Origin of the sequence: Bacillus sp. AR8-1, assembly GCF_008042345.1 — a bacterium.
In the GTDB taxonomy this organism is placed as follows: Bacteria; Bacillota; Bacilli; order Bacillales; family Bacillaceae_G; genus Bacillus_A; species Bacillus_A cereus.
Genome location: NZ_QNUB01000026.1, coordinates 18,919 through 44,043, shown reverse-complemented (window position 1 = coordinate 44,043; position 25,125 = coordinate 18,919). Strand labels below are relative to the sequence as shown.

Genomic DNA, 25,125 nt, shown 5'->3' with positions numbered 1-25,125 from the left:
ACTTATAGTCCTAATGAAATATATTTAATTTCTAAATATTCCTCGATGCCGAAATGGCCTCCTTCACGGCCGATACCACTTTCTTTAAATCCACCGAATGGTGCTTGTGCAATTGATGGAAGACCATCGTTTAGACCAATAATACCGTACTCTAGCGCTTCACTAATTTGGAATGCTTGGCTAATGTCTTTCGTGAAAATATACGCAGCTAAACCGTATGGTGTATTATTTGCACGTTCAATTACTTCATCAACTGTTTTAAATTTCGCAACTGGTGCCACTGGCCCAAATGTTTCTTCATTCATACAAATCATCGTATCATTTGCCAACCCAATTACAGTCGGTTGAATGAAATGTCCCTCTAACTCTGCGACCTTTTGACCACCATATAAAACTGTTCCACCTTTTTGAATAGCATCTTCAATATGTTCTTGTACTTTTGAAACTGCATTCTCATCAATAAGTGGCCCGACAGTCGTTCCGTCACCGAAACCGTCTCCTACTTTCAACTGCCCTACTGCCTTTTGGAACTTCTCTACAAATACTTCGTATACTTCTTCTTGAACGAATACTCGGTTTGTACATATACACGTTTGTCCTGCATTACGGAATTTCGAACCAATCACCGCTTCTACTGCTTTATCTAAATCTGCATCATTCATTACGATAAACGGAGCGTGTCCCCCTAACTCAAGCGAAACTTTTTTCATCGTTTGCGCCGCACTAGCCATTAACTCTTTCCCGATTTCCGTTGACCCTGTAAAGGACACTTTTCGAACGCGACCATCTTCCATCCATGTATCAGCAATTGCTTTTGCACTACCTGTTACGATATTGATTACGCCCTTTGGAATATCTGCTTCATGGGCTAATTCAGCTAATTTCAATGCAGTTAATGGCGTTTGACTTGCTGGTTTCACAACGGCTGTACAGCCTGCTGCAAGCGCTGGGGCTACCTTTCTCGTAATCATAGCAGCTGGGAAGTTCCAAGGTGTAATAGCTGCCATAACGCCAACTGGTTGCTTCATAACTAAAATGCGCTTATTCGGATGAGAAGCAGGAATCATTTCACCGTATACGCGTTTCCCCTCTTCTGCATACCATTCAACAAAACTGTTTGCATAATTTACTTCACCAAGCGCTTCTGCAAACGGCTTTCCTTGTTCCTTCGTCATAATCGCTGCGATCTCTTCTTTATTTTCATCAATAAGCGTAAACCACTTTTTTAACTTCGTGGCACGATCTGCTGCCGTTAACTTAGACCACGTTTTAAAAGCTTCATGCGCAGCATCAACAGCTTGCTTTGCCTCTGTTACTCCGCCTTTTGGTACAGTTGCAAATATTTCCTTCGTCGCAGGATTATTTACTTCAATTTGTTCTTGTAGTGTAATCCACTCACCATTTATATACATCGCCTTTTTATCTATACTTACGAAAGTCGCCTTTTTATCCAATATTTTCTTCCTCCTCTATGAACTTCTTAATTTTCCTAGTAGCAGCAGATTGACTAATTTGCAAAAACTCAGCCACTTTATAACTTGATCCATACGTTTTATACGCTTTAAGAATAATATTTCTCTCTACCTCTTCCAGCATTTTATAAAGACTTCGCCCTGATTGTTCAACTGCAGCCTCTTGCATAGAGAGTGGCAAATCCTCTACCGTTACAACATCATCGACAGTAATAACAATTCTCTCAATTACATTCTCTATTTCTCTATTGTTTCCTTCCCACGGATATCCGACAAACATTTGTAACGTACTCGGCGCTAGTTTCACATCACGTCCGTACTTTTTATTAAAGTGCTGCAAGTAATGATAAATCAGCGGCAAAATATCTTCTGTTCTCTCCCTAAGCGGGGGAATTGCAATTGGAATAACATTCAAACGATAGTATAAATCTTTCCGAAATGTTCCTTGTTTCACCATCTCGCTTAAATCTCTATTTGTTGCCGCCACAATTCGAACATCCACTTTTTTTAATTCTCTTCCGCCTATAGGACGAAATGTTTTTTCTTGCAATACTTGCAAAAGCTTCGCTTGAATTTCAATCGGCATTTCACCGATTTCATCTAAAAAAAGAGTTCCTTTATGCGCGGATTCTAATAGTCCCTTTTTCCCTTCACGATTCGCACCTGTAAAAGATCCACCTGAATATCCAAAGAGCTCCGATTCAATTAAATTAGTTGGCAATGCCGCACAATTAATTTCATAGAAACTTTCATGCTTACGGTGACTCACTTCATGTAAATGGCGTACTAATCGACTTTTTCCTACTCCAGTCTCGCCTAAAACGAGAACAGTACTATCCACTACAGATACTTTTTTGATTGTATCGACTATTTTTTGCATAGCTAGACTTTTAAAAATAAGTCCTTCATGCTCATATGTTTCTCTTAATTCTTTTTTATATGTTTTTAGCTGATTATCCATTTCCTCTACCTTTTGACGTAATTGATAGAGTTCAGTAAGGTCGCGAGAATAACTAATCACTCTTCTTAAATTTCCCTCATCATCAAAAACAGGCCTTGTACGAACGTGTAAATACTCTCCTGATTTTGTAGTTTGAACGAGTTCAATTGGCCTCTTTTTTTCAATCACTTCTAATGTCGCTGATGGATAAAAGATTCCATTCTTTTGTAGTTCTTTTACATGCTTACCAACTAACTCTTCTGCAGCTAGTTGGTAGTGCCTTTCACATGTACTATTTACACGCACAACGATCCCTTGCTCATCTGTAACAAAAATTTCGTCAAATGCATATTCAAATACATCTTTTAAATCCATTAACACTCGTTCCTTTTCTGCAACCATCCTAGCCACCCCTAACTTCAAATCCATCGATCCACTTCACTACCTTTATTATAAAGTGAATTTTCTGCATTTAATATAGAGTCAGCTAGAATGTTTGCTATTTATACTTCAGTTTTTACACGCGAGCGATGTTTGTTTGCTCATAGCAAGCTTGCAACGATTCTTCAATTATTGTTAATCCTTCTTCAAGTTGCTCATCTGTAATAATTAAAGGCATTAACACACGGATAACATTTCCATACGTTCCTGCTGATAATAAAAGTAACCCACGCTTATTTGCTTCTGCACATAGATTAGCCGTTAACGTTTTGTCAGGTGCTTTCGTCTTACGATCTTGAACGACCTCAAATGCACACATTGCGCCTAACCCACGCACATCACCGATGCAATGATATTTATTTTTCATCTCTTCGAATCGGTTCATTACGACTTTTCCTAATTCTATCGCTCTATCATTTAATTTCTCATTTTCTATTACATCGAGAACAGCTAATGCAGCTGCACATCCTAATGGACTTCCTGCATACGTTCCACCAAGTTCACCTGGTGCAGACTCATTCATAATTTCTTTACGTCCAATGACACCACTTATCGGTACACCAGCACCTAATGATTTAGACACCGTAATTAAATCTGGAACGACATCATAGTGATCAATTGCAAAATATTTTCCTGTACGACTAAAGCCTGTTTGTATTTCATCCGCTACAAATAAGATGCCGTTCTCTGAACAAATGCGGCGTACTTCTTGAACAAATTTCTTACTTGGGACGATAAATCCACCTTCCCCTTGAACAGGTTCCATTACAACAGCTGCGATTGTTTCTGGTGCTACTTCCGATATGAAGAAGTTCTTAAACTCTTCAATAATAAAATCATCATACTGCTCTTCCGTTAATCCCTCTGGGCGACGGTATTCGTATGGAAATGGCGCTTTATATACTTCTGGAGCAAAGGGACCAAACCCAAATTTATATGGCTTCACTTTACTTGTCATCGTCATTGTCATTAATGTACGCCCGTGGAAACCTTTAGAAAATGCGATAATACCAGATCTCTTCGTATATTTACGAGCAATTTTCACCGCGTTCTCAACTGCTTCTGCACCACTATTTAAAAATAGGACTTGCTTATCGAAACTTCCTGGTGCCAATGCCGCAAGCTTTTCTGCTAATTCAATATATGGCTCATACATCATGACATTAAATCCAGTATGAATGTATTGATCGACTTGTTTATGGAGCGCTTCTTTAACCGTTGGATGACAATGCCCTACGTTAATTGTCCCGATTGCTCCTGCAAAATCAATGTACTGATTGCCATCAACATCTGTTACAAGAGCACCATTTGCAGATTGTACAAACGTTGGGATGCCGTTACTTACTCCTTTTGGTACTATATTTTGACGGCGTTCTAATAAAGATGCCGCTTTCGGTCCTGGAATTTGTTCATTTACTTTAGCAAATTTTTTTGTGTTCATTGCGTACCCCATCCTTTTCTTTACATTGTTTTCTCTTCTTATTGCAAAATATATGCCAACTTTCTTTTCTAGCATTTATCCTATATTCTTTGTATCCAGGTATAAAAAATAAGTCTACAAAGACTCATTAAGAGTCTTTATAGACTTATTTTCCTTACACATTAGACTTTTCTTTCTCCCAGAAAAACTCACCCGATTGAGAAATAAACTCTTCAACAGAATCTAACACTAAATCAGCAAGTGGTTCTAATGTTGGACGGTCTCCCGTACCAGATAGCACCCCAATTGCATAGCAATCGCCATTTTTAGCTAAATGTAAATCAGTTGGCGTATCTCCAACAACCGCAACCTCACATGATTCTAAATTAAATTTCTCACAAAACACTTCTATAATCTTTTTATCTGGTTTTTGCGCAGGGAATGTATCCGAGGCTATAATATAATCAAAAAAGTTCTCCAACTTATATTGTTTTAAAAATAATTCTGTTGGTGCGAAATCATCCGCCGTGACTACCCCTAATATAAATCCTTTATCTTTTAATGCCTGTAACACTTTCGGTAAATCCGCTGTCATTTTCATATGCGAACGATGCTCATACATAAGGGAAAATAACTTCTCACTTACCCACTGATGCATCTCTTCTTCTCTAGCAGACTCAATATAATTACAAAGCCCCTTCGCTACATCAAGGCTTGTTCCAGCAGCTATTGCACTCCTCGGATTAACAAATGCTCCCTCTACACCAATCTCTTCTAATAAGGTCTGCCCTATTGTACTTGGTAAATGGTATAAACTTATACATTCAGCTACAAGCTCTTCAGCTACTTTTATCCATATTGAATGAAAATCCATTAATGTCCCATCTTTATCAAATAATATCGCCTTTACCTTCTCCATAGCACCCTACCTCTCATTTCTTATCTCTTCCAGTGTATCAATAAAGTATGGATGTAAAATAAAAGAATTGTAAAAATACCATAAAAATCAAACTAACTCCCAATTTACAATTCATTTTAACAAAGTAAAAAAGGATGCCTTTACAGGGCATCCTCTTGATGTTCAGGAACAAATAGTTCTAAACAATGATATATATTTTCGAATTCCATCGGTGCATCTCCACCATACTCACCATCTAAATTAATCATTAATTTATCTGGTGAATGTACTTTAATTCGGTTCGCTTGTGTATATAACACTTTTGGATTATTAATATGTTCACCACGTTGTGCTTGTGTTGCTGCTTTAATTAAATCAGCGATAGAACCTTTTTTCAGTACTAATAGGTCAAATAACCCATCGTTAATAGATGCATACGGTGCTACCTTTTCAAATCCACCTACTGAACGAGTATTCGTAATTAAAAACATCGTAATTTCTTCTTGTAGTAACTTTCCATCATACTCAATTTCAACATATGTCGGATGCAATGATGGTAACATCTCGATACCTTTTAGGTAATAAGCAAGTTGTCCTAATACTGTCTTTAACTTACTCGGTACTTCGTATGTTAATTCTGTAATACGACCGCCACCAGCGATGTTAATAAAATATGTATCGTTCGCTCTACCAAGGTCTAATGGCACTGTTTTTCCTTCGCAAATAATATCTGCTGCCTCTTCAATAGAACGAGGTACACCAATCGCACGTGCAAAGTCATTTGTCGTTCCAACTGGAATAATTCCAAATTTCGGACGGAATTCATGCCCAACTAAACCGTTTACTACTTCATTTAACGTACCGTCGCCACCAGCCGCAATAACAACATCAAACTTACGATCCGCAGCTTGCCTCGCCGCCACAGTAGCGTCTCCAGGACCCGTTGTCGCATGACAAGATGTCTCATAGCCAGCTTGTTCTAATTTTTGTAATACTTCTGGTAAGCTCTTCTTAAATAGCTCACGCCCAGAAGTAGGATTATAAATAATTCTTGCTCGCTTCATCATTTATTAGCACAGGAAATTTCTTTATGTATCGAAAAAGAACATACTGAACTTCTATTCAGTATTCCCATGCCTACCTCCTCTCATCTTGCTATCCTTCTTTTATCCCGCTCAAACAGGCAGTAAGAACCCGATTCGTGTAGTCCATCAAAAGTAAATATTCATTTCAATGGTTTTTTTATTTGACCAAAAAATTTATCCCGCTATTTGCGGGCAGTAAATGCCCGATTGGTGAGAGCTAATAATCAGTGTTGGATGAACCTCCTACTGATTAAAGTTTCACTTTATTTCTATCCATTCTTCCATAAAAATTTACATATAACGAATAATAACTATCTATTATTTCATGAGATGAAAAAAACCTCTATGTTTAGATTTATCATTATTCCCACCTTTTTGCAACTATCATACCATAGTTGCTATACAAACATTTTTCCACTTTTGACAGTTAATCAAACGTTTGTTTAAACGATTTTGTCTCATTTAAACAAACGTTTGATTAACCTAGAAAAACACCCATGTACGGGTGTTTTTCTGCTTAATCTTTAAAAGTCACTACTATTATCGCTTATTAATCTCTTCAAGTAAGATTTTGTTAACAAGCGGTGGATTTGCTTGTCCTTTTGTAGCTTTCATAATTTGACCAACTAAGAAGCCAATTGCACGGTCTTTACCGTTTTTAAAGTCTTCGATAGATTGCTCATTATTATCAAGAATTTCTGTTACAACTTTACGAAGTGTACCCTCGTCAGAAATTTGAACAAGACCTTTCGCTTTAACGATTTCTTCTGGGTCTCCACCTTTTTCAATTAATTCATTAAATACTTTCTTCGCGATTTTAGAAGAAATTGTACCTTTTTCAATTAATTGAACCATTTTAGATAAACCAGCAGGCGTTAATGCAACGTCTTTTAATTCTTTTTGTTGTTTGTTTAAGTATGCAAGTACTTCACCCATTAACCAGTTCGATGTTAATTTCGCATCAGCACCGTCTGCAACAGTTGCTTCAAAGAAATCAGACATTTCTTTCGTTAATGTTAATACGTGTGCATCATAAGCTGGTAAGCCAATTTCTGCAACGTAGCGAGCTTTACGCGCATCTGGAAGTTCTGGAATAGAGGCACGAACTGCTTCTTTCCACTCATCGTCGATGTAAAGTTCAACTAAGTCTGGCTCCGGGAAATAACGGTAATCGTCAGATCCTTCTTTCACACGCATTAAGATTGTTTTCTTCGTTGCTTCATCATAACGACGTGTTTCTTGTTGGATGATACCACCAGATAACAGTTCTTTTTCTTGGCGCACTTGCTCATGCTCAAGACCTTTTTGTACGTAAGTGAATGAGTTTAAGTTTTTCAGTTCCGCTTTTGTACCGAACTTCTCTTGTCCAACTGGACGAAGAGAAATGTTCGCATCACAACGCAGAGAACCTTCTTCCATCTTACAATCAGATACACCAGTGTATTGAATGATTGATTTTAACTTCTCTAAGTATGCATATGCTTCTTCTGGCGTACGCATATCTGGCTCCGATACGATCTCGATTAAAGGCATACCTTGACGGTTGTAGTCTACTAATGAACCATCAGCTGTATGCGTTGATTTACCAGCATCTTCTTCTAAATGAAGACGTGTAATACCGATACGTTTCTTTTTACCGTCTACTTCGATTTCAATCCAACCATTTTCACCAATTGGCTTATCAAATTGAGAGATTTGATAAGCTTTCGGGTTATCTGGATAGAAATAGTTTTTACGGTCAAACTTCGTTTCCGTTGCGATTTCACAGTTTAATGCCATTGCAGCTTTCATTGCAAAGTTAACTGCTTCTTTATTTAAAGTAGGAAGTACCCCTGGGTATCCTAAGTCAATTACACTTGTTTGTGTATTTGGCTCCGCTCCGAATTCTGTTGGACTCGCAGAGAAAATTTTCGAATTTGTTTTTAACTCAACGTGAACCTCTAAACCAATAATTGTTTCTAAATTCATCTATGCTCGCCTCCTTACAGACTTGCTTTTTTTGTATGATAGTCTGTTGCTTGCTCAAACGCATGTGCAACGCGGTAAATTGTCGCTTCATCGAAGTGTTTACCAATGATTTGTAGACCAAGTGGCATGTTGTTAGCACCGAATCCACATGGAACTGAAATCGCTGGAACACCCGCTAAGTTTACTGGGATTGTTAAAATGTCATTTGCATACATTGTCATTGGATCGTCAACTTTTTCTCCCACTTTAAATGCAGGAGTTGGTGTTGTTGGTCCAATAATAACATCATAGTTAGCAAATACATTTTCAAAGTCGTTCTTAATTAATGTACGTACTTGTTGTGCTTTTTTGTAATATGCATCATAGTAACCAGAGCTAAGAGCAAATGTACCAAGCATAATACGACGTTTAACTTCATCACCGAAACCTTCACTACGTGTGTTTTTGTAAAGATCTAATAAGTTATTTACATTATCAGAACGAACACCGTAACGCACGCCATCAAAGCGTGAAAGGTTAGCAGATGCTTCAGAAGAAGATAGTAAGTAATACGTTGCTAGAGCGTATTTAGAGTGTGGAAGAGATACTTCCTCCCAAGTTGCGCCCATACCTTCTAATACTTTTAAAGCAGCTAGTACTGACTCACGAGCTTCTTCGCCAACACCTTCGCCTAAGTATTCTTTCGGTACAGCAATGCGTAAACCTTTAACATCGCCTGTTAAACCAGCTAAATAGTTTCCAACTTCAACGTTTGCAGAAGTTGCATCCATGCGGTCAATACCTGAAATAGCTTGTAATAAGTATGCATTGTCTTCTACTGTACGTGTAATCGGTCCGATTTGGTCAAGTGAAGATGCGAATGCTACTAATCCGTAACGAGATACGCGTCCGTAAGTTGGTTTTAAACCTACAACACCGCAATATGCAGCTGGCTGACGGATAGAACCACCCGTATCAGAACCTAGAGAGAATAGTACTTCTCCTGCTGCTACAGCTGCTGCAGAACCACCACTAGATCCGCCTGGAACGTAATCTAAGTTCCATGGGTTTTTCGTAGCGTAGAATCCTGAGTTTTCATTTGAAGAACCCATTGCGAACTCGTCCATGTTTAATTTACCGATTGTAATTGTGTCAGCAGCTTTTAGCTTTTGCACAACTGTCGCATCATAAATTGGATCGAAGTTTGCTAACATTTTGCTCGCACAAGTTGTACGAAGACCGTTAGTTACAATGTTATCTTTTACACCAATTGGCATACCGAATAATAAACCATTATCTTCAGCGCCGATTTTTGCATCTAATTCTTTCGCTTTTGCGCGTGCATTTTCTTCATCTAATGTAAGAAAAGCTTTTACGTTATCTTCAACATCCGCAATACGTTTGTAAGATTCTTCTACTAAATCCGTAACGGAAATTTCTTTGTTGTTTAACTTCTTATGTAACTCTGATACTGAATGATCAAATAATGACATCGAAATTCCCCTCCTCTATTCTAATACTGCTGGAACACGGATTTGATTATCTTTGTGATCCGGTGCATTTTTTAATACTTCTTCGACTGGTAAACCTTTTTCTGGTACATCTTCACGCATAACATTTTTCATAGTTAATACATGAGTTGTTGGTTTTACATCTGTTGTATCTAATTCATTTAACTGTTCTGCAAATGTAACAATTGCATCTAGTTGTTTTTGAAATTTTTCTGCTTCTTGATCAGTAATTGCAAGACGTGCTAAATGTGCTACGTGCTTTACATTCTCAACGGAAATTCTTGACACGGCTAGGCCACCTCCATAATATATCGTTCAATCTACAATACTATTGATGATACCAAATTTTCAGTACTTCAAGCAAGTCAACACAGAGTACTTACGCCATTTTTACATAAAAAAAGAAAGGCAAATGCCTTTCTTTACAATTTACTCTTTATCTAACGGTTTATTTTTCGGAAATCTCTCGTTATCTTCTTCATTATCACGAATTGTTTTTTGTAATACAAAACAAGACATCGTTAAAAATAATGTTCCAATTAAATAGTATCCTTTTACACTAAGCGTTTCATCTAACGTATAAATCCCAATTAGCATACCTGAAAGCGCACAAACAAATGAAGTCCATGCTAAAAACGTGAACGCTTGCGTATTACGTCTTCTCATCGTTCTCCCCCTCGTTAGCTGTATACCCATTATAGATAAGTATATTTACCATGATGGATTTTTATGTAAATTCTAATTTTATATTTATAAATCTATCATAAAAGAATACTATTTTAAAGAAAGTTTTCTGCCTAATCTGAAAAAACAATTAAAATGATTGACATTTATTTCTATTCTGCATAAAATAAAAATAAATATTACGAATCTCGAAATATACGGGAGTGGAATTAATTGTTGCAATATGAACATTTTTTAGACTTACTGCTAGATAACGCCAAGAAACTTTTCTATCCTGAAGAATGGGTAAGCCTTGATTTAACACTTTCCAAAACAGAAGTATTTTGTTTACTTTGGATGGAACGAAATACAGAGATTACAATGACAAAAATTGCTGATCTTCTTGATATACCGATGAGTACAACGACGGGCGTTGTAAATCGCCTTGTAAAAAAGGGATATATTGAACGCTACCGTGATGAAAACGACCGACGTATTGTATTAATTCGGTTAACAGAAACCGGCGTAATGCTCGTTCAAGAAGTAAAACAAAATGCAGCCCATTACTTTAGCTTAGTGACAGAAGCATTGTCAGAAGAAGAAAAAGCATTCTTACTACAAATCTTCCAAAAGATTATGAATCACATCGCTACCTCACAGCAAAAAACAGAAGAAAAGGTTTCTACACCTAAAATGAAAAACATTCCGATTGAATAAAACCCTATCTGGGTTTTTATTCAATCATTTACTTCGATACTCGTAATATTCGACATTCGAAACAAAGGGGATATGAATGATGAGAATTATCTTGTATACAGGTAAAGGCGGCGTAGGAAAAACTAGCATTTCAGCAGCAACAGCACTTCAAAGTGCGAAGCAAGGATTAAAAACTTTAGTAATGAGTACAGATCCTGCTCATAGTTTAGGAGATTCATTTGGTATAAAGTTATCTTCTGAGCCATTAGAAATCCGTGAAAATTTATGGGCACAAGAAATTAATACGATTTATGAAATGGAAAAAGGTTGGGGAAAGTTACAGAAATACATTACCTTACTATTCACTTCCAAAGCAGCTGATGATATTACAACAGAAGAATTAACGATGTTTCCTGGTATGGAAGATTTAATTAGCTTACTTCGCGTACTCGATTATTATAAACAAAACACATATGATGTTATCATCATTGATTGCGCTCCAACAGGAGAAACATTAGCAATGCTAAGTTTTCCAGACATGCTCGGCTGGTGAATGGAAAAATTGTTTCCTATTAAAAGAAAAGTTTTAAAAGTCGTTCGTCCTGTAGCTCAACCACTCCTTGGTGTCCCTCTTCCAACCGACGATATTATGGACGAATTAACAAATACACTTGAACAGCTCGGAGAAATGAGAGATATTTTATCAAACCGAGAAGTAACAAGTATCCGCATCGTTGTAAATCCTGAAAAAATGGTCATTAAAGAAGCTCAGCGTAGCTTTACTTATTTAAATTTATACGATTATAACGTAGATGCCATTATGATTAATCGCGTCATCCCTAACACCGTCACCGATCCTTATTTTCAAGCATGGAAAGATACGCAAAAGAAATATAAAACATTAATTCAAAATAGTTTTGATCCACTTCCTATTTACGAAGCTCCAATGTTTGAACAAGAAGTTGTTGGTTTACCTATGTTAGAGCGTGTAGGAGATGCTTTATTTAAAACTGATCATTGTCCTACTGAAGTTAAATTTAACGGCCGCACACAATATGTAAGAAAAGATGGCGATGATTATATTTTCATTCTTTCTATTCCCTTCTCAAACAAAAGTGAACTTTCATTAAATCAAAAAGGTGATGAGCTAATTATTCGAGCTGGCTCTGTGAAACGAAATATTACATTGCCAAAAACGTTAACACACCTTTCTATTCAAGGAGCAAAATTTGAAGAAGATATACTAAACATTCGGTTTGGAGGTGTAGTGCATGCATGAGGAACTACTACGAAGGGTAATTCGTACAAAAGTAAAAGTCGGGATGCATATATTAGAAGAGCTACCTAATCCAATCCAGCAATCAGCTAAGCAAATATTAAATATTTTGCAAGAGGAGCTAGCTGCTTATCCGAAAGAACGAGAGCATCATGAAAATAATTTAAAAAATATCATAATTGAATAACTATCTGTATAGAGGGCCTTTTTTAGGCTTTCTATACTTTATTGGAGTGATGTAAGTTGATGAAAAAGCATTCCACTACTATACTCTGGATCATTCCCTTATTATTTTTCATTCATAACCTTGAAGAAGCTTTCCAAATGCCACAATACCTTGCTAATCAATTTTCAATCCGCCTTATAACTAGCCAACAATTTTTCATTGCCATTTCCGTATTAACAATCTTTGTATTACTTATCGTCTTTCTATATCAACTTAACTTCTTGTCTTCTATATGCTGGATTATTTTTATACAAGGGGCCATCTTCTTTAACTCTGTTCAACATATTATTTTGTTTTTCATTTATCGCTCCTATAACCCCGGCGTAATATCAGCATTTTTCATTACTCTCTTTTCTATTTTCTTTGTTTTATCAAAAAAACACTTAATTCATCAAAAGCAATTCGTAATTACACTCCTTTTCAGCTTATTTTCTTATCCCATTATAATTTGGATTACCTTACTGTTCGCTAGCTACTTTCATTCATAAAAAAAGACCAGGAAAACTCCTGGTCCATTACTCTACTTAACAAACATTGGATTCTACGTTATACAAAATTGGAAGGTACAGAATTAGGGTTCGTTTGTTAAGTAGATTATATGTTGAACGAACTAACAGCGGAGGGGTTCCTTCTGTTAGTCCATTAAACCCAATCATTATTTTACGATTTTTTCAAGCTCCTCAAGTGAAAGATCAACTGAAATTGAACCATCATTCGTTTCTTTCTTAATTGCATCTGTTACTTCTTTTGAATGATACAATTCAATTACTTTTTTCAGTGTTGGATCATCTTTATCTTTCGTACGAGCTGCGAAAATATTAATATAAGGCTTCGCATTTTCATTCTTTGGATCTTCTAAGAAAATAGGATCCTTCGCTGGATCTAATCCAGCTTGACCAGCAACACCGTTATTAATAACTGATGCCGCTACATCTTTTAACACACGAGGTGTTTGCTGTGCGATAACCGGCGTGATTTTTAACTTCTTCGGATTTTCAGCAATGCCGCTTGGATCTCCAAATAAGCCAAAATCTTTTTTAAGCTTTAATACTCCAGCTGCATCAAGAAGTTTTAATGCACGTGCTTGGTTCGTTGGATCGTTTGGAATTGCAATTTCTGAACCATCTGGAATTTCATTTGCCTTCTTATATTTTTCAGAGTATAAACCCATTGGCGCAATTTGCGTTGTACCAACAGCTGTAATATCTAACTTATGCTCTTTTTTAAATTGCTCTAAGAAAGCAATATGCTGAAATGAGTTTAATTCAATATCTCCATCAGCTAAAGCTTTATTTGGAGTTGTATAATCAGAGAACTCCACCAGTTTAATCTTAATCCCTTCTTTTTCAGCTTTTTTCTTCAAAATTTCCCAAGCGTCTCCATCCGTTCCAGTTACACCGACGCGAATTACTTTTTCTTTCGCTCCTGCACCCGTGTCTCCACTTGAGCAGCCACTTAATGCTGAGACTCCTACAATTGCTGATAATGCAAATGCTAAAATTTTCTTCATTTTCTTTTCCTCTTTTCCTTTTTATGATCTGCGTAACAAGACTTTCGCAAAGTAGTTTCCTAAATTTTGAGCTATCTGCACGAGAATAATAAGTAAAACAACCGTTACGAACATAACTGATGTATCAAAACGTTGATAACCATATGTCATTGCCAAGTCACCAAGACCGCCACCACCGACAAGCCCAGCAACTGCAGAAAATTCAATTAAACCAACTGTCATAAATGTGACACCTAAGATTAATGGTGCTAACGCTTCTGGTACAAGGATTTCAAAAACGATTCTAATTGGTGAGGCGCCCATTGCTTGCGCTGCTTCAATTACTCCTTTCGGAACGGAAACAAGATTTGTTTCAACCATTCTAGCAATACCAATTGATGCGACTAACGTCATCGGGAAAATTGCTGCTGCTGTTCCAATCGTCGTTCCAATAAAGCTTCTTGTTAGTGGGCTTAAAGCTACTAAAAAGATAATGAATGGTACCGGACGAATTGTATTAATTATGATGTTAAGAATAGAAAAGACCCATTTATTTTCTAAAAAGTTTCCTTTTCTCGTTACATATAAAAGTAAACCTAGAGGTATACCCAGAATTATAGCGAATATAAGGGTTACAATTACCATTAAGAGGGTATCCCCCGTCGCATCTAGTATGCGCGGCCAAAATATACTCCAATCAACTCGCATGAGCTTCTACCTCCTTCAGCTGCACTTGCAGTCTTAGATGTTGTAATGCTTTTTGAATTTCCCTCTGCTCACCTTGCAATTCTACAAGCAGATTTCCAAATAGCACATTTTGAAGTTCAATAATATTTCCGTACAGTACATTTACATCAACGTTATAGTTTTTTGCGATATATGATAGTACCGGCTGTCCTGTCTCCTCACCAGTAAATGTTAGACGATAAATTTGACCACCATTTTGAATTTTCGCTAGAACACTTTCTGGTAAATGATCATTAATAACAGAACGTACAAAGTTTTGAGTCGTCTTTGTTTTTGGTTGTGTGAAAACGTCAAACAGTTTTCCTTCTTCAATAACTTTTCCCTTCTCCATTACAGCTACACGGTGGCAAATTTCTTTCACAACATGCATTTCGTGTGTAATAAGAAGAATCGTTAAATTGTATTCTCGATTTACTTTCTTTAATAAGTTTAGAATTTCTGTCGTTGTTTCTGGATCTAAAGCTGATGTTGCCTCATCACATATAAGAATATCTGGCGATGTCGCAAGTGCTCTAGCAATGCCAACTCGCTGCTTTTGTCCCCCTGATAACTGCTCTGGATAATAGTTTGCTTTATCTTCTAACCCTACAAACTTCAGCAGTTCATTCACTCGTTCTTTTATCTCGTTCTTTGGCAATTGCGCTAACTTTAATGGATAAGCAATATTCCCAAACACTGTTCTTGAATTAAATAAATTAAAGCTTTGAAAAATCATTCCGATTCTTTGTCTTAGTTTGCGTAATTCTTTCGTCGATAATGATGTAATATTTTTATCATCTATTGAAATCGTTCCTGCCGTTGGTCTCTCTAACATATTTACTAAGCGTAATAATGTACTCTTTCCAGCGCCACTAAAACCGATAATGCCAAAAATTTCGCCTTTCTCAACTGATAATGTTACATCCTCCACCGCATGAACAGATTGCCCAGCTGATTCATACACTTTACTTACATTGTTAAAAGAAATCATTTTTCCCCCTCCTATATGCTGTAAAAACTTAAAGTAGAGCTTTCGAGGTAAAATAAAAAGTGCTCTCCTTCTTATCAACCATAAAGATAAGAAGGAGAGCACTTATATGTACTCGTTCACATCTTCTCATCTTCCAAGCCTTTATATGGCTTGCTGGAGTTAGCACGGTATTAAAAAACCCGTTGCTGAGGTATCGTAGGGCCAGTCCCTCCACCTCTCTGGATAAGAATGTATCGATTTAATTGTCGTTTAATTAATTCTCATTATAGAACTCAGAATAATAAGAGTCAATACATTTTTTAGAAAAATATTAATTATTCCTTTATTAAAATTTTCAGATGAAAATTCATAAGAAAATAGTAACTTTCAAAGTTATGTAAAATTCTTCTTCCTCATATTTTTAAACAGGAGAATCCTCTCTACGAATTGAATAAATTTATTTGAATATGAAACTCGGAGGAAGATAAATATATGAAAACAGCTCTTTTACTCGTCGATATTCAAAACGATTATTTTCCAAATGGAAAGATGGAATTGCGTAATCCAGTAGAAGCAAGCGAATATGCTAATCAGTTATTACAACACTTTAGAACAAACAGCGAACCTATTTTTCATATCCAACACGTAGCTATAAAAGATGACGCTACTTTTTTCCTACCTAATACAGAAGGTGTACATATTCATGAGAAGGTACGTCCACTTAGAGAAGAAACAGTTATACTCAAACATTATCCAAATAGCTTCCGAGAAACTAATCTTCTAGAGCAATTACAGCGTTTAGACATTGAACATGTCGTCGTATGCGGGATGATGACTCATATGTGTATTGATGCTACAGTAAGGGCTGCATTTGATTTTGGATTTCAATGTACCGTTATACACGATGCTTGTGCTACAAAAGACCTTTCTTTTAAGAACGCTACTATACCAGCTGTTTATATTCACAATACAATTTTAGCTAGTTTAAATGGCGTATATGCAAATGTAATAAGCACGAAAGAATTTTTAGCTACATAAAAAAACACTCCTTTCAGTGAGCAAAACCGAAAGGAGTGTTCCTTGTCGAACCATAGATTTTCTTTCAAATTGTATTATACAGGAAATTCTCAAAATGAATACTAAAAAATATGACTAATACGTCAACTTTTCTCATTATTTTATTTCTGTTTACATGTTTATCCCGCTATTAATAGGTTTTAGCTCATTCTCTTCGAACGACGGTAATATATGGGGTTTCAATTTTAAAAGGAGCTCTTCACACTTTGTGAAGAGCTCCTCTACTATTTCTTATAAAGTTTCAGAAGTAGTTTTTGCTTGCATGTGAAGTGCTAAGTAATCAGGTCCACCAGCTTTAGAGTCTGTACCAGACATGTTAAAGCCACCGAATGGTTGGTAACCTACGATTGCACCAGTACATCCACGGTTGAAGTATAAGTTACCAACGTGGAAGTCTTCACGTGCTTTTTCAATATGGTCACGGTTGTTAGTAATAACAGCACCTGTTAAACCGTATTCCGTATTGTTTGCAATTGCAAGTGCATGATCGAAGTCTTTTGCTTTACAGAATGCTACTACTGGTCCGAAGATTTCTTCTTTCATTAAGCGAGCATCTTCTGCAACATCAGCAACGATTGTTGGTTGGATGAACCAGCCTTTAGAATCGTCTCCTTCGCCACCTGCTAAGATTCTACCTTCTTCTTTACCAATTGCAACATAGCTCATTACTTTATCGAATGCAGCTTGGTCATTAACAGGACCCATGTTTGTACCTAATACTGCTGGGTTAGCAACTGTTAATTCTTTTGTTAATTCAACAGCACGATTTAATACGTGATCGTATACATCTTCGTGGATTACTGCACGAGAACATGCAGAACATTTTTGTCCTGAGAATCCGAATGCTGATGCAACGATAGACTTAGCTGCTAATTCAAGATCTGCTTCTTTATCAACAACGATTGTATCTTTACCGCCCATTTCAGCGATAACGCGTTTTAACCAAATTTGGCCTGGGTTTACTTTCGCTGCACGCTCATAAATACGGATACCTACATCACGAGATCCCGTGAAGCTTACGAAACGTGTACGAGGATGATCTACTAAGTAGTCACCAACTTCAGAACCATTACCTGGAACGAAGTTTACTACGCCAGCTGGTAAGCCAGCTTCTTCTAATACTTCCATAAATTTCGCTGCTACTACAGGAGTTGTACTAGCTGGTTTTAGTAATACTGTGTTACCAGAAACTAAAGCAGCTGTTGTCATACCTGCCATAATTGCGAATGGGAAGTTCCAAGGAGAAATGATAACACCTACTCCTAATGGAATGTAAGAGAAACGATTATATTCAATTGGACGGCTTTCTACTGGAATACCGTCTTTTAATTTTAACATTTGACGACCATAATATTCCATAAAGTCGATTGCTTCTGCTGTATCAGCATCTGCCTCATTCCATGGCTTACCTGCTTCTTTTACAAGAATAGCAGAGAATTCATGTTTTCTGCGACGAACGATTGCTGCAGCACGGAATAAAATGTCTGCACGCATTTCTGGCTTTGATTTTCTCCAAGTTTGGAATGTTTCATCCGCTACTTGCATTGCTTTTTCAGCTAACTCACGGCTTGCTTTTGAAACACGACCAACAAGTTCCTCTTTATTTGCAGGGTTTACAGAAACAATTTTGTCTTCTGTAGTGATTTTTTCTCCCCCAATAATTAATGGATAGTCTTGTCCAAGATAAGATTCTACTTTCTTTAAACCTTCTTCAAACGCTAATTTGTTAGCCTCCACTGAAAAATCTGTAAATGGCTCATGTTTGTATGCTACTACCATTTTTTTTAGCCTCCCCTTAGAAAAACGTTTACATTTTACAACATTATTCTACACGATAATTTAGATTTATTCAAATATTCCTAGACTTATATTTTAAAAATTAATAAATTTTTAAAATATAATAAAAAAAAGAGATTCATACATGCGTATGAATCTACAAAATATGAGTATATTCCAAAACATTTTTCCCGATCAATAATATAGTAACTAATAAAAATAAAGTCCTTACATATCCAACGCCTTTTTGAACCGCAAACTTCGATCCCAAATAAGCACCTAAGATCATTGATAATCCCATGATAATACCGTATTCAAAATGAATTATGTCTAAAAATAAAAAAGTAATTAAAGATACAATATTACTAACAAAGTTCAAAAGTTTTCCAGATGCTGCCGCTTGAATAAAATCCAAACCAATTAATAAAAATGCAAAAATTAAAAATGACCCTGTCCCTGGTCCAAAAAATCCATCATAAAATCCTATCATTAAAATAACAAAGAAAAATATTAATGTTTTTCTTTGCGTCATCTTCTTATAGGTAGACACACTTCCCCAATTCTTTTTTGCAATAATATAAATAGCAATAAATACCAACATTACAAGTACTAATGGGCGTAAAATATCCGATGGAATAAATTTTACTACTAAAGCACCTGCAACAGCTCCAACAATAGTTAACGGGATTAACTTTCCTACAATTTTAAAATCAACTTTTCCTGATCGAATGAAATACATCGCACTCGTAAACGTCCCCATTGTTGCCGCTAATTTATTCGTTGCAATTGCTGAAGCCGGCGATAAGCCAACAAACATAAGCGCAGGAAGCGAAATTAACCCTCCTCCTCCAACAACGGAATCAATGAAAGCTGCTAAAAAACCGAATGCAATTAATAAAATAATGACTTGAAAACTTAATTCTTCCATGAACTTTACCCCTTACCCCTATTATTTACAACATTTTAAATTATAACAAAATTACATAAGAAAAAAAGCTGTTCCATAGAGGAACAGCCTTCATATTTAATCTAAAATTTTCACAAGTGGTTCATCTTGTTTTGCTTCACGTATAATAATAGCTTCTGGGCGTTCTACAGATTTAATCGTTACTTGTACTTTCATATAATTCGGGAAGTATTCCATAACAAGCCCTGCCACATATTGTGTAAAACCAATTATTTCAGCTTTTCCATTAAACTGGACAGGAATATCAAGCTTCATTTCTCTTAATTCATCATCTCTATACATACCAGTACCAATAACAGCTGTATAGTCGCCTTGGAAATAATCGCTTAGTTTTGCCTTAAAGTTGGATACTCTTGCAAGATCTTCACGTTTATTATCTGTTTTCGCTTGCTCTGATGGGAACAAATAGTATTTCTCATTAATTTGTTTCCAATCTTCAACCGTTTCACTACCTTTTTCTACATTTGCATAAGAAACAAAGTTACCTGGTACGAGCGAAGACTTTGGAGATTGGCGATAAATCGCAAATGTTATCGGAATATTTTTTGTATCAGGTTGTTTTTGATGTATGACTTTCAAAATTTCTTGCGCCATTTTTTTCCCTTCAGCTAACATCTTTTCATCCGGGATTGCAGCTTCACGTGGATAACCATGCTCTTCGTTAAAATATTGAACAGAATTCATTGCTAATCCAACTACCATACCAACACGTTCCTCGCTGTTATCGCCTTTTTTCACATAATAATCATGCTCTAAAATATTTGAAATATATATTGGATTTTTTTTATTTTTCACTTCTAGTGATTCGGATCCCGTTCCTAACGCAGGGTTTAATCCTATATTAGGAAATTTAACTGCATCTTTTTTTAATTTGTCCTCTAGTTCCTTTTGTTCAGCATCTGTACGTTTTCTTTTAACAAGCATCTGTATCACTTGAGTATCTAGAGCACTTCCGCCTTTTAAAAAATTATCTTTCGTATTAAATGATTCTTTTGCAATTCGCATTAATCCTGTTTCAAATTCATCTATATCAAGACGACTATTTAGCCCTTGCACCACTAAACCACGTGCATTTCCACCATCAAATGGAATAGTCGTCTTATAATATTCATCCGAAATAGCGTATTTTGGAACAACTGATTGTTCTTTTGCTTTCCCCGATTTCTCAGCCACTTTTTCATCTTTGTCGGCACCTGCACTACACCCACTTACAAGTAGGCCCAGGCTTAATATCGCTAATGCTATTTTTTTCATGGTAAGTTTGCACCTCTTACTTATTTAGCTCTTGTAAGAACCTCTCTTCATTCCAAACCTCAACATTATGTTTCTCCGCTTGTGCTAATTTCGAACCAGCTGCTTCACCTGCAACAACCAAATCCGTACTCTTACTAACACTTCCTGTTACTTTTCCACCTAATGCCTCAATCTTCTTCTTCGCTTCACTTCGTCCCATAACTTCTAGCTTACCTGTTAAAACAACCGTTTTTCCTGCGAAGTAAGATTCAACATTTTGTAAATCTGCAATTTTTATACCTTTGTATGTCATATTCACGCCATACTCTTTAAACTGCTGTAATAATTCTAATACATCTTCATTATCAAAATATGTCACAACAGATTGAGCCATTTTTTCGCCAATTTCATTAATTGCTTTTAGTTCTTCTTCTGTTGCTTTTACAAGCTCATCCATCGTTTCAAAGTGCTCTGCAAATGTACGTGCTGCTTTCGCTCCAACGTGGCGAATTCCAAGACCAAATAATAATCGCTCTAACGAGTTTTCTTTAGAATTTTCAATTGCTTGTATTAAGTTTGTTGCTGATTTTTCACCAAAACGTTCTAACTGTAATAATTGCTCTTTCGTCAATGCATATAAATCAGCAAATGTACGAATATAATCTGCATCAAAGAGTTGTGTAATGACACGTTCTCCAAGTCCATCAATATTCATCGCATTTCTTGAAACGAAATGGATTAATCCCTCTCGAATTTGAGCCGGACAAGTCGGATTTATACATCGAAGTGCTACTTCTTCTTCTAAACGAACAAGTTCACTCTCACATGCTGGACAATGCGTTGGCATACGGTATTCTTCTTCTTCACCAGTACGCTTATCAAAAATAACGTTCACAACTTCAGGAATAATATCTCCAGCCTTCTTCACAACAACGTAGTCACCAATTCGAATATCTTTTTCACGAATCAAATCTTCGTTATGTAAAGAAGCACGGCGAACAATCGTACCAGCAACTCTCACTGGCTCTAGCTCTGCAGTCGGCGTTACAACCCCTGTTCGGCCAACACTTAATTCAATGCCTGTTAGTCTCGTTACAACTTCTTCAGCTGGGAATTTATAAGCAATCGCCCATCTTGGACTCTTCGCTGTAGTTCCTAGACTTTCTTGAAGAGCAACATCATCTACTTTTATAACGATTCCATCAATCTCATAATCAAGATGCGGACGTTTTTCTTGCCATTCTTCTACATAAGCTATAACCTCTTCGATTGTTTCACATGTACGGCGATTTGGATTTGTCTTAAATCCGAGTTCACCTAAGAAATCAAGCGATTCACTGTGCGATGGAATTGTTTTTTCTTCTACATTCGCAAGACCGTACACAAACATAGATAAGTTACGCTTCGCTGCAATTTTCGGATCAAGTTGACGTATTGAACCTGCTGCTGCATTACGCGGATTCGCAAATACGTCTTCTCCATTTTGCTCTTTTTCTTCATTTAGTTTAACGAATGAACGCTTCGGCATATAAGCTTCGCCTCGTGCTTCTAACGTTACTTCTTCATTTAAAAGAAGCGGGATAGCTTTAATCGTTTTTAAATTTTGAGTAATATCTTCACCCGTTACACCATCACCACGTGTCGCCCCTTGAATGAAGCGTCCTTTTTCATAATGAAGCGAAACGGCAAGCCCGTCAATTTTTAATTCACATATATATCTTACATTCGCACCATCAATTCCTTGACATACTCTTCTGTCGAAATCACGCAAATCCCCTTCGTTAAATGCATTCCCTAAACTTAACATTGGTGACTTATGTGTTACTTTTTCAAATATATCAAGAATAGTTCCCCCAACGCGAACGGAGGGAGAATCTTCACTCATAAACTCTGGGTTCTCTGCTTCTAATTTTATAAGCTCCTGCATATCACGGTCATATTCCGCATCAGAAACAGAAGGATTGTCTAATACGTGATATTGATAATTAAATGTATTTAACAAATCACGCAGTTCTTCTATACGTTTTTTTGCTATCTCTTTTGACATATCCTCATTCCTTTCTATTGTTTCGTCACAGGTGCAAATTTTGCTAACAAACGTTTAACACCAATTGGGCTTGGGAACGCAATATCTAATTCTTTTGCATCACCTTCACCTTTTACACTTACAACTGTACCGATTCCCCATTTTTGATGGGAAGCTTTATCGCCTACTGCCCAGCCAATTTGCTCACCGCCTGTCGTCTTAGCTGCTGGACGCGCGAAAGCTGAACGAGAGCGTGTTGTGGTTGTCGTTGTCATTTTACTGCTACTTGCTGTTCTGCCTTTTGCACCAAACGAATTTTCACGCTTCGGCGCTGTTTCATTTAATGATTCCACTAGTTCTGCCGGGATTTCTGTAATGAAGCGAGACGCAGCATTCATACTTGTTCTACCAAATAAAGTACGCATTTGCGCATTAGATAAATATAACTCTTCTTCTGCACGAGTAATACCTACATAAGCAAGACGACGTTCTTCTTGCATTTCATCCTCTTCCATAAGAGAACGAGTATGAGGGAATATCCCTTCCTCTAAACCAACAATAAAGACAACCGGGAACTCTAATCCTTTTGCTGAGTGCATCGTCATGAAAATAACTTCTTCACCAGCAGTTGGGTCTTCATCTACACGATCAATATCAGCAACAAGTGCTAAATCTGTTAAGAATGCAACAAGGCTCTTATCTTCACTTTGAGATTCAAATGTTTGCGTAACAGATAAGAATTCGTCTAAGTTTTCTAAACGACCTTCCGCTTCTAAAGAACGCTCATTTTTCAACATATCGCGATAGCCTGTTTTTTCAATAACTTCTTCTACTAATTCTGTAACAGATAAATACTCTTGCATATTTACCCAGTTGTGTAATAAACTTGCGAATTCTTTTACTGCCTTTGTAATTTTTGCACTTACTCCAACATGCTCAATCTCATCAAATACAGCAGTTAATGAAATTCCGTTTTGCACACCATAATTAATAATTTTATCGATAGAAGTCGCACCAATACCACGCTTTGGCATGTTAATAATACGTGCAAAACTAATTTCATCATCTGGATTACCGATTAAACGTAAGTACGCCAAAATATCTTTAATCTCTTTACGGTCGTAGAACTTAGTTCCCCCGACAATTTTGTACGGAATGTTAGATTTAAGGAAAATCTCCTCGACCATACGAGACTGAGCATTCGTACGATATAGCACTGCAAAATCAGTGTATTTTCGTTTCCCCATTTGAAGATCGTCACGAATTTTTTTCGCAACAAAATATGCTTCGTCCTTTTCAGTTGCGGCACGATAATACGAGATTTTACTTCCAACTTGATTGTCTGTCCATAATTTCTTCGGTTTACGATTCGTATTTTTTTCAATAACAGCATTCGCTGCATTTAAAATATTTTGTGACGAACGATAGTTTTGTTCTAACAAAATTACCTGTGCATTCTCATAGTCTTTTTCAAATGACAAAATGTTAGAAATATCTGCACCACGCCAGCGATAAATAGACTGGTCAGAGTCACCTACAACGCAAAGATTTTTAAAACGTGCTGCCAAATGTTTAACAAGAAGATATTGCGCTTTGTTCGTATCTTGATACTCATCAACATGAATATATTGGAACTTACGCTGATAAAACTCTAATACTTCTGGAACACGTTCGAATAGCTGAATCGTCGTCATAATTAAATCATCAAAGTCTAATGAATTATTTTTCAAAAGACGTTTTTGATACTCTGTGTATACATCGCTCGTTAATTTTTCATATGGATCAGCCATTGTAATTTTTTTTGCATATTTATCCGCAGATAACAGTTCATTTTTTGCATTACTAATACCCGCTAAAATAGAGCGCGGCTCAAATTTCTTCGGATCAATATTGCGCTCTTTCATAATTTTTTTGACTACAGTTAGCTGATCACCTGAATCTAAGATTGTAAAGTTACGATTAATACCAATACGATCGATATCGCGTCGTAAAATACGTACACACATAGAGTGGAACGTCGAAATCCAAATATCTTCTGCTTCTGGTCCCACAAGTTTATCAATACGCTCGCGCATTTCACGAGCTGCTTTATTTGTGAAGGTAATAGCTAGTACATTCCATGGTGCTACACCTTTTTCACCAAGCAAATACGCAATACGGTGTGTTAACACGCGTGTCTTACCACTACCTGCACCTGCCATTAGTAGAAGTGGTCCATTCGTTGTTTGTACTGCTTTTTGTTGCTGTGGATTTAAACCGTTTAATAACTTATCTGTCATATTCATA

General features: G+C 36.6%; 21 protein-coding genes, 1 pseudogene and 1 riboswitch. Of the genes and pseudogenes, 5 read left to right on the top strand and 17 right to left on the bottom strand.

The window, feature by feature from the left end; all coding sequences use genetic code 11:
- Positions 1 to 2: 2 nt before the first annotated feature.
- The 9 genes from gabD to DN400_RS19460 form a co-directional block, all read right to left on the bottom strand.
- Positions 3 to 1,454 carry an NADP-dependent succinate-semialdehyde dehydrogenase gene (gene gabD, locus DN400_RS19500; RefSeq protein ID WP_147801871.1) on the bottom strand — a complete coding sequence of 484 codons (1,452 nt, stop codon included), beginning with the start codon at positions 1,452 to 1,454 and terminating at the stop codon, positions 3 to 5.
- A complete protein-coding gene (locus DN400_RS19495; RefSeq protein ID WP_000225152.1) occupies positions 1,447 to 2,814 on the bottom strand; it encodes a sigma-54 interaction domain-containing protein in 1,368 nt (455 codons plus the stop codon). The genes gabD and DN400_RS19495 overlap by 8 nt, the downstream gene beginning before the upstream one ends.
- A 115-nt stretch (positions 2,815 to 2,929) precedes the next feature.
- Positions 2,930 to 4,294 (bottom strand): 4-aminobutyrate--2-oxoglutarate transaminase, encoded by a 1,365-nt coding sequence (gene gabT, locus DN400_RS19490; protein WP_001093022.1) that lies wholly within the window; start codon positions 4,292 to 4,294, stop codon positions 2,930 to 2,932.
- Positions 4,295 to 4,448: 154 nt separating this feature from the next.
- Positions 4,449 to 5,192 (bottom strand): HAD family hydrolase, encoded by a 744-nt coding sequence (locus tag DN400_RS19485; protein ID WP_098868230.1) that lies wholly within the window; start codon positions 5,190 to 5,192, stop codon positions 4,449 to 4,451.
- 140 nt (positions 5,193 to 5,332) lie between these two features.
- Entirely contained in the window at positions 5,333 to 6,238 is a 906-nt protein-coding gene (locus DN400_RS19480) for a diacylglycerol kinase (RefSeq protein ID WP_000977679.1), read from the bottom strand.
- Between the two features lie 558 nt (positions 6,239 to 6,796).
- Positions 6,797 to 8,224: an Asp-tRNA(Asn)/Glu-tRNA(Gln) amidotransferase subunit GatB gene (gene gatB / locus DN400_RS19475; protein ID WP_001047683.1), complete on the bottom strand. Its 1,428-nt coding sequence runs from the start codon at positions 8,222 to 8,224 to the stop codon at positions 6,797 to 6,799.
- A gap of 14 nt (positions 8,225 to 8,238) precedes the next feature.
- Entirely contained in the window at positions 8,239 to 9,696 is a 1,458-nt protein-coding gene (gene gatA / locus DN400_RS19470; RefSeq protein ID WP_000051441.1) for an Asp-tRNA(Asn)/Glu-tRNA(Gln) amidotransferase subunit GatA, read from the bottom strand.
- 15 nt (positions 9,697 to 9,711) lie between these two features.
- Positions 9,712 to 10,002, bottom strand: coding sequence for an Asp-tRNA(Asn)/Glu-tRNA(Gln) amidotransferase subunit GatC (gatC, locus tag DN400_RS19465; protein WP_000086999.1), 291 nt, complete (start codon positions 10,000 to 10,002; stop codon positions 9,712 to 9,714).
- Positions 10,003 to 10,143: 141 nt separating this feature from the next.
- Entirely contained in the window at positions 10,144 to 10,380 is a 237-nt protein-coding gene (locus DN400_RS19460; protein WP_001254393.1) for a YiaA/YiaB family inner membrane protein, read from the bottom strand.
- Positions 10,381 to 10,611: 231 nt separating this feature from the next.
- Between DN400_RS19460 and DN400_RS19455 the strand changes: the two genes are divergently transcribed.
- The 4 genes and pseudogenes from DN400_RS19455 (at position 10,612) to DN400_RS19440 (ending at position 13,063) form a co-directional block, all read left to right on the top strand.
- The gene (locus tag DN400_RS19455) at positions 10,612 to 11,094 is read left to right on the top strand and encodes a MarR family winged helix-turn-helix transcriptional regulator (RefSeq protein WP_000942494.1); all 483 of its coding nucleotides are present in this window, start codon (positions 10,612 to 10,614) and stop codon (positions 11,092 to 11,094) included.
- Positions 11,095 to 11,170: 76 nt separating this feature from the next.
- Positions 11,171 to 12,352 (top strand): annotated as a pseudogene (locus DN400_RS19450) (ArsA family ATPase).
- Complete coding sequence (locus DN400_RS19445) at positions 12,345 to 12,536, top strand: DUF3926 domain-containing protein (RefSeq protein WP_000544108.1); 192 nt, start codon at positions 12,345 to 12,347, stop codon at positions 12,534 to 12,536. The pseudogene DN400_RS19450 and the gene DN400_RS19445 overlap by 8 nt, the downstream one beginning before the upstream one ends.
- Before the next feature lie 59 nt (positions 12,537 to 12,595).
- Complete coding sequence (locus DN400_RS19440) at positions 12,596 to 13,063, top strand: HXXEE domain-containing protein (protein WP_016083724.1); 468 nt, start codon at positions 12,596 to 12,598, stop codon at positions 13,061 to 13,063.
- Between the two features lie 167 nt (positions 13,064 to 13,230).
- Here the strand turns inward: DN400_RS19440 and DN400_RS19435 are convergent, their stop codons facing one another.
- From DN400_RS19435 to DN400_RS19425, 3 genes are read right to left on the bottom strand one after another with little or no spacing between them, the layout of a single operon-like run.
- Complete coding sequence (locus DN400_RS19435; protein ID WP_029441472.1) at positions 13,231 to 14,085, bottom strand: MetQ/NlpA family ABC transporter substrate-binding protein; 855 nt, start codon at positions 14,083 to 14,085, stop codon at positions 13,231 to 13,233.
- 21 nt (positions 14,086 to 14,106) lie between these two features.
- Positions 14,107 to 14,772 carry a methionine ABC transporter permease gene (locus tag DN400_RS19430; protein WP_098447117.1) on the bottom strand — a complete coding sequence of 222 codons (666 nt, stop codon included), beginning with the start codon at positions 14,770 to 14,772 and terminating at the stop codon, positions 14,107 to 14,109.
- The gene (locus tag DN400_RS19425; RefSeq protein ID WP_098015405.1) at positions 14,762 to 15,781 is read right to left on the bottom strand and encodes a methionine ABC transporter ATP-binding protein; all 1,020 of its coding nucleotides are present in this window, start codon (positions 15,779 to 15,781) and stop codon (positions 14,762 to 14,764) included. The genes DN400_RS19430 and DN400_RS19425 overlap by 11 nt, the downstream gene beginning before the upstream one ends.
- Before the next feature lie 123 nt (positions 15,782 to 15,904).
- Positions 15,905 to 16,010, bottom strand: a riboswitch (SAM riboswitch).
- A 242-nt stretch (positions 16,011 to 16,252) separates the two neighbouring features.
- Between DN400_RS19425 and DN400_RS19415 the strand changes: the two genes are divergently transcribed.
- On the top strand, positions 16,253 to 16,798 hold the full coding sequence (locus DN400_RS19415) for a cysteine hydrolase family protein (protein ID WP_016083727.1): 546 nt from the start codon (positions 16,253 to 16,255) through the stop codon (positions 16,796 to 16,798).
- Positions 16,799 to 17,068: 270 nt separating this feature from the next.
- Here DN400_RS19415 and pruA read toward each other — a convergent pair whose 3' ends face one another.
- The 5 genes from pruA to pcrA all read right to left on the bottom strand — a co-directional run bounded on the left by pruA (position 17,069) and on the right by pcrA (position 25,124).
- Positions 17,069 to 18,616: an L-glutamate gamma-semialdehyde dehydrogenase gene (gene pruA / locus DN400_RS19410; RefSeq protein ID WP_000259555.1), complete on the bottom strand. Its 1,548-nt coding sequence runs from the start codon at positions 18,614 to 18,616 to the stop codon at positions 17,069 to 17,071.
- Positions 18,617 to 18,770: 154 nt separating this feature from the next.
- Positions 18,771 to 19,541, bottom strand: a complete 771-nt coding sequence (locus DN400_RS19405) for a TSUP family transporter (RefSeq protein ID WP_000391979.1) — start codon at positions 19,539 to 19,541, stop codon at positions 18,771 to 18,773.
- A gap of 96 nt (positions 19,542 to 19,637) precedes the next feature.
- Positions 19,638 to 20,834 carry a CamS family sex pheromone protein gene (locus DN400_RS19400; RefSeq protein ID WP_000717011.1) on the bottom strand — a complete coding sequence of 399 codons (1,197 nt, stop codon included), beginning with the start codon at positions 20,832 to 20,834 and terminating at the stop codon, positions 19,638 to 19,640.
- Positions 20,835 to 20,850: 16 nt separating this feature from the next.
- Positions 20,851 to 22,860: an NAD-dependent DNA ligase LigA gene (gene ligA / locus DN400_RS19395; protein ID WP_000031418.1), complete on the bottom strand. Its 2,010-nt coding sequence runs from the start codon at positions 22,858 to 22,860 to the stop codon at positions 20,851 to 20,853.
- A gap of 14 nt (positions 22,861 to 22,874) precedes the next feature.
- A complete protein-coding gene (gene pcrA / locus DN400_RS19390) occupies positions 22,875 to 25,124 on the bottom strand; it encodes a DNA helicase PcrA (protein WP_147801870.1) in 2,250 nt (749 codons plus the stop codon).
- Position 25,125: the final 1 nt, after the last annotated feature.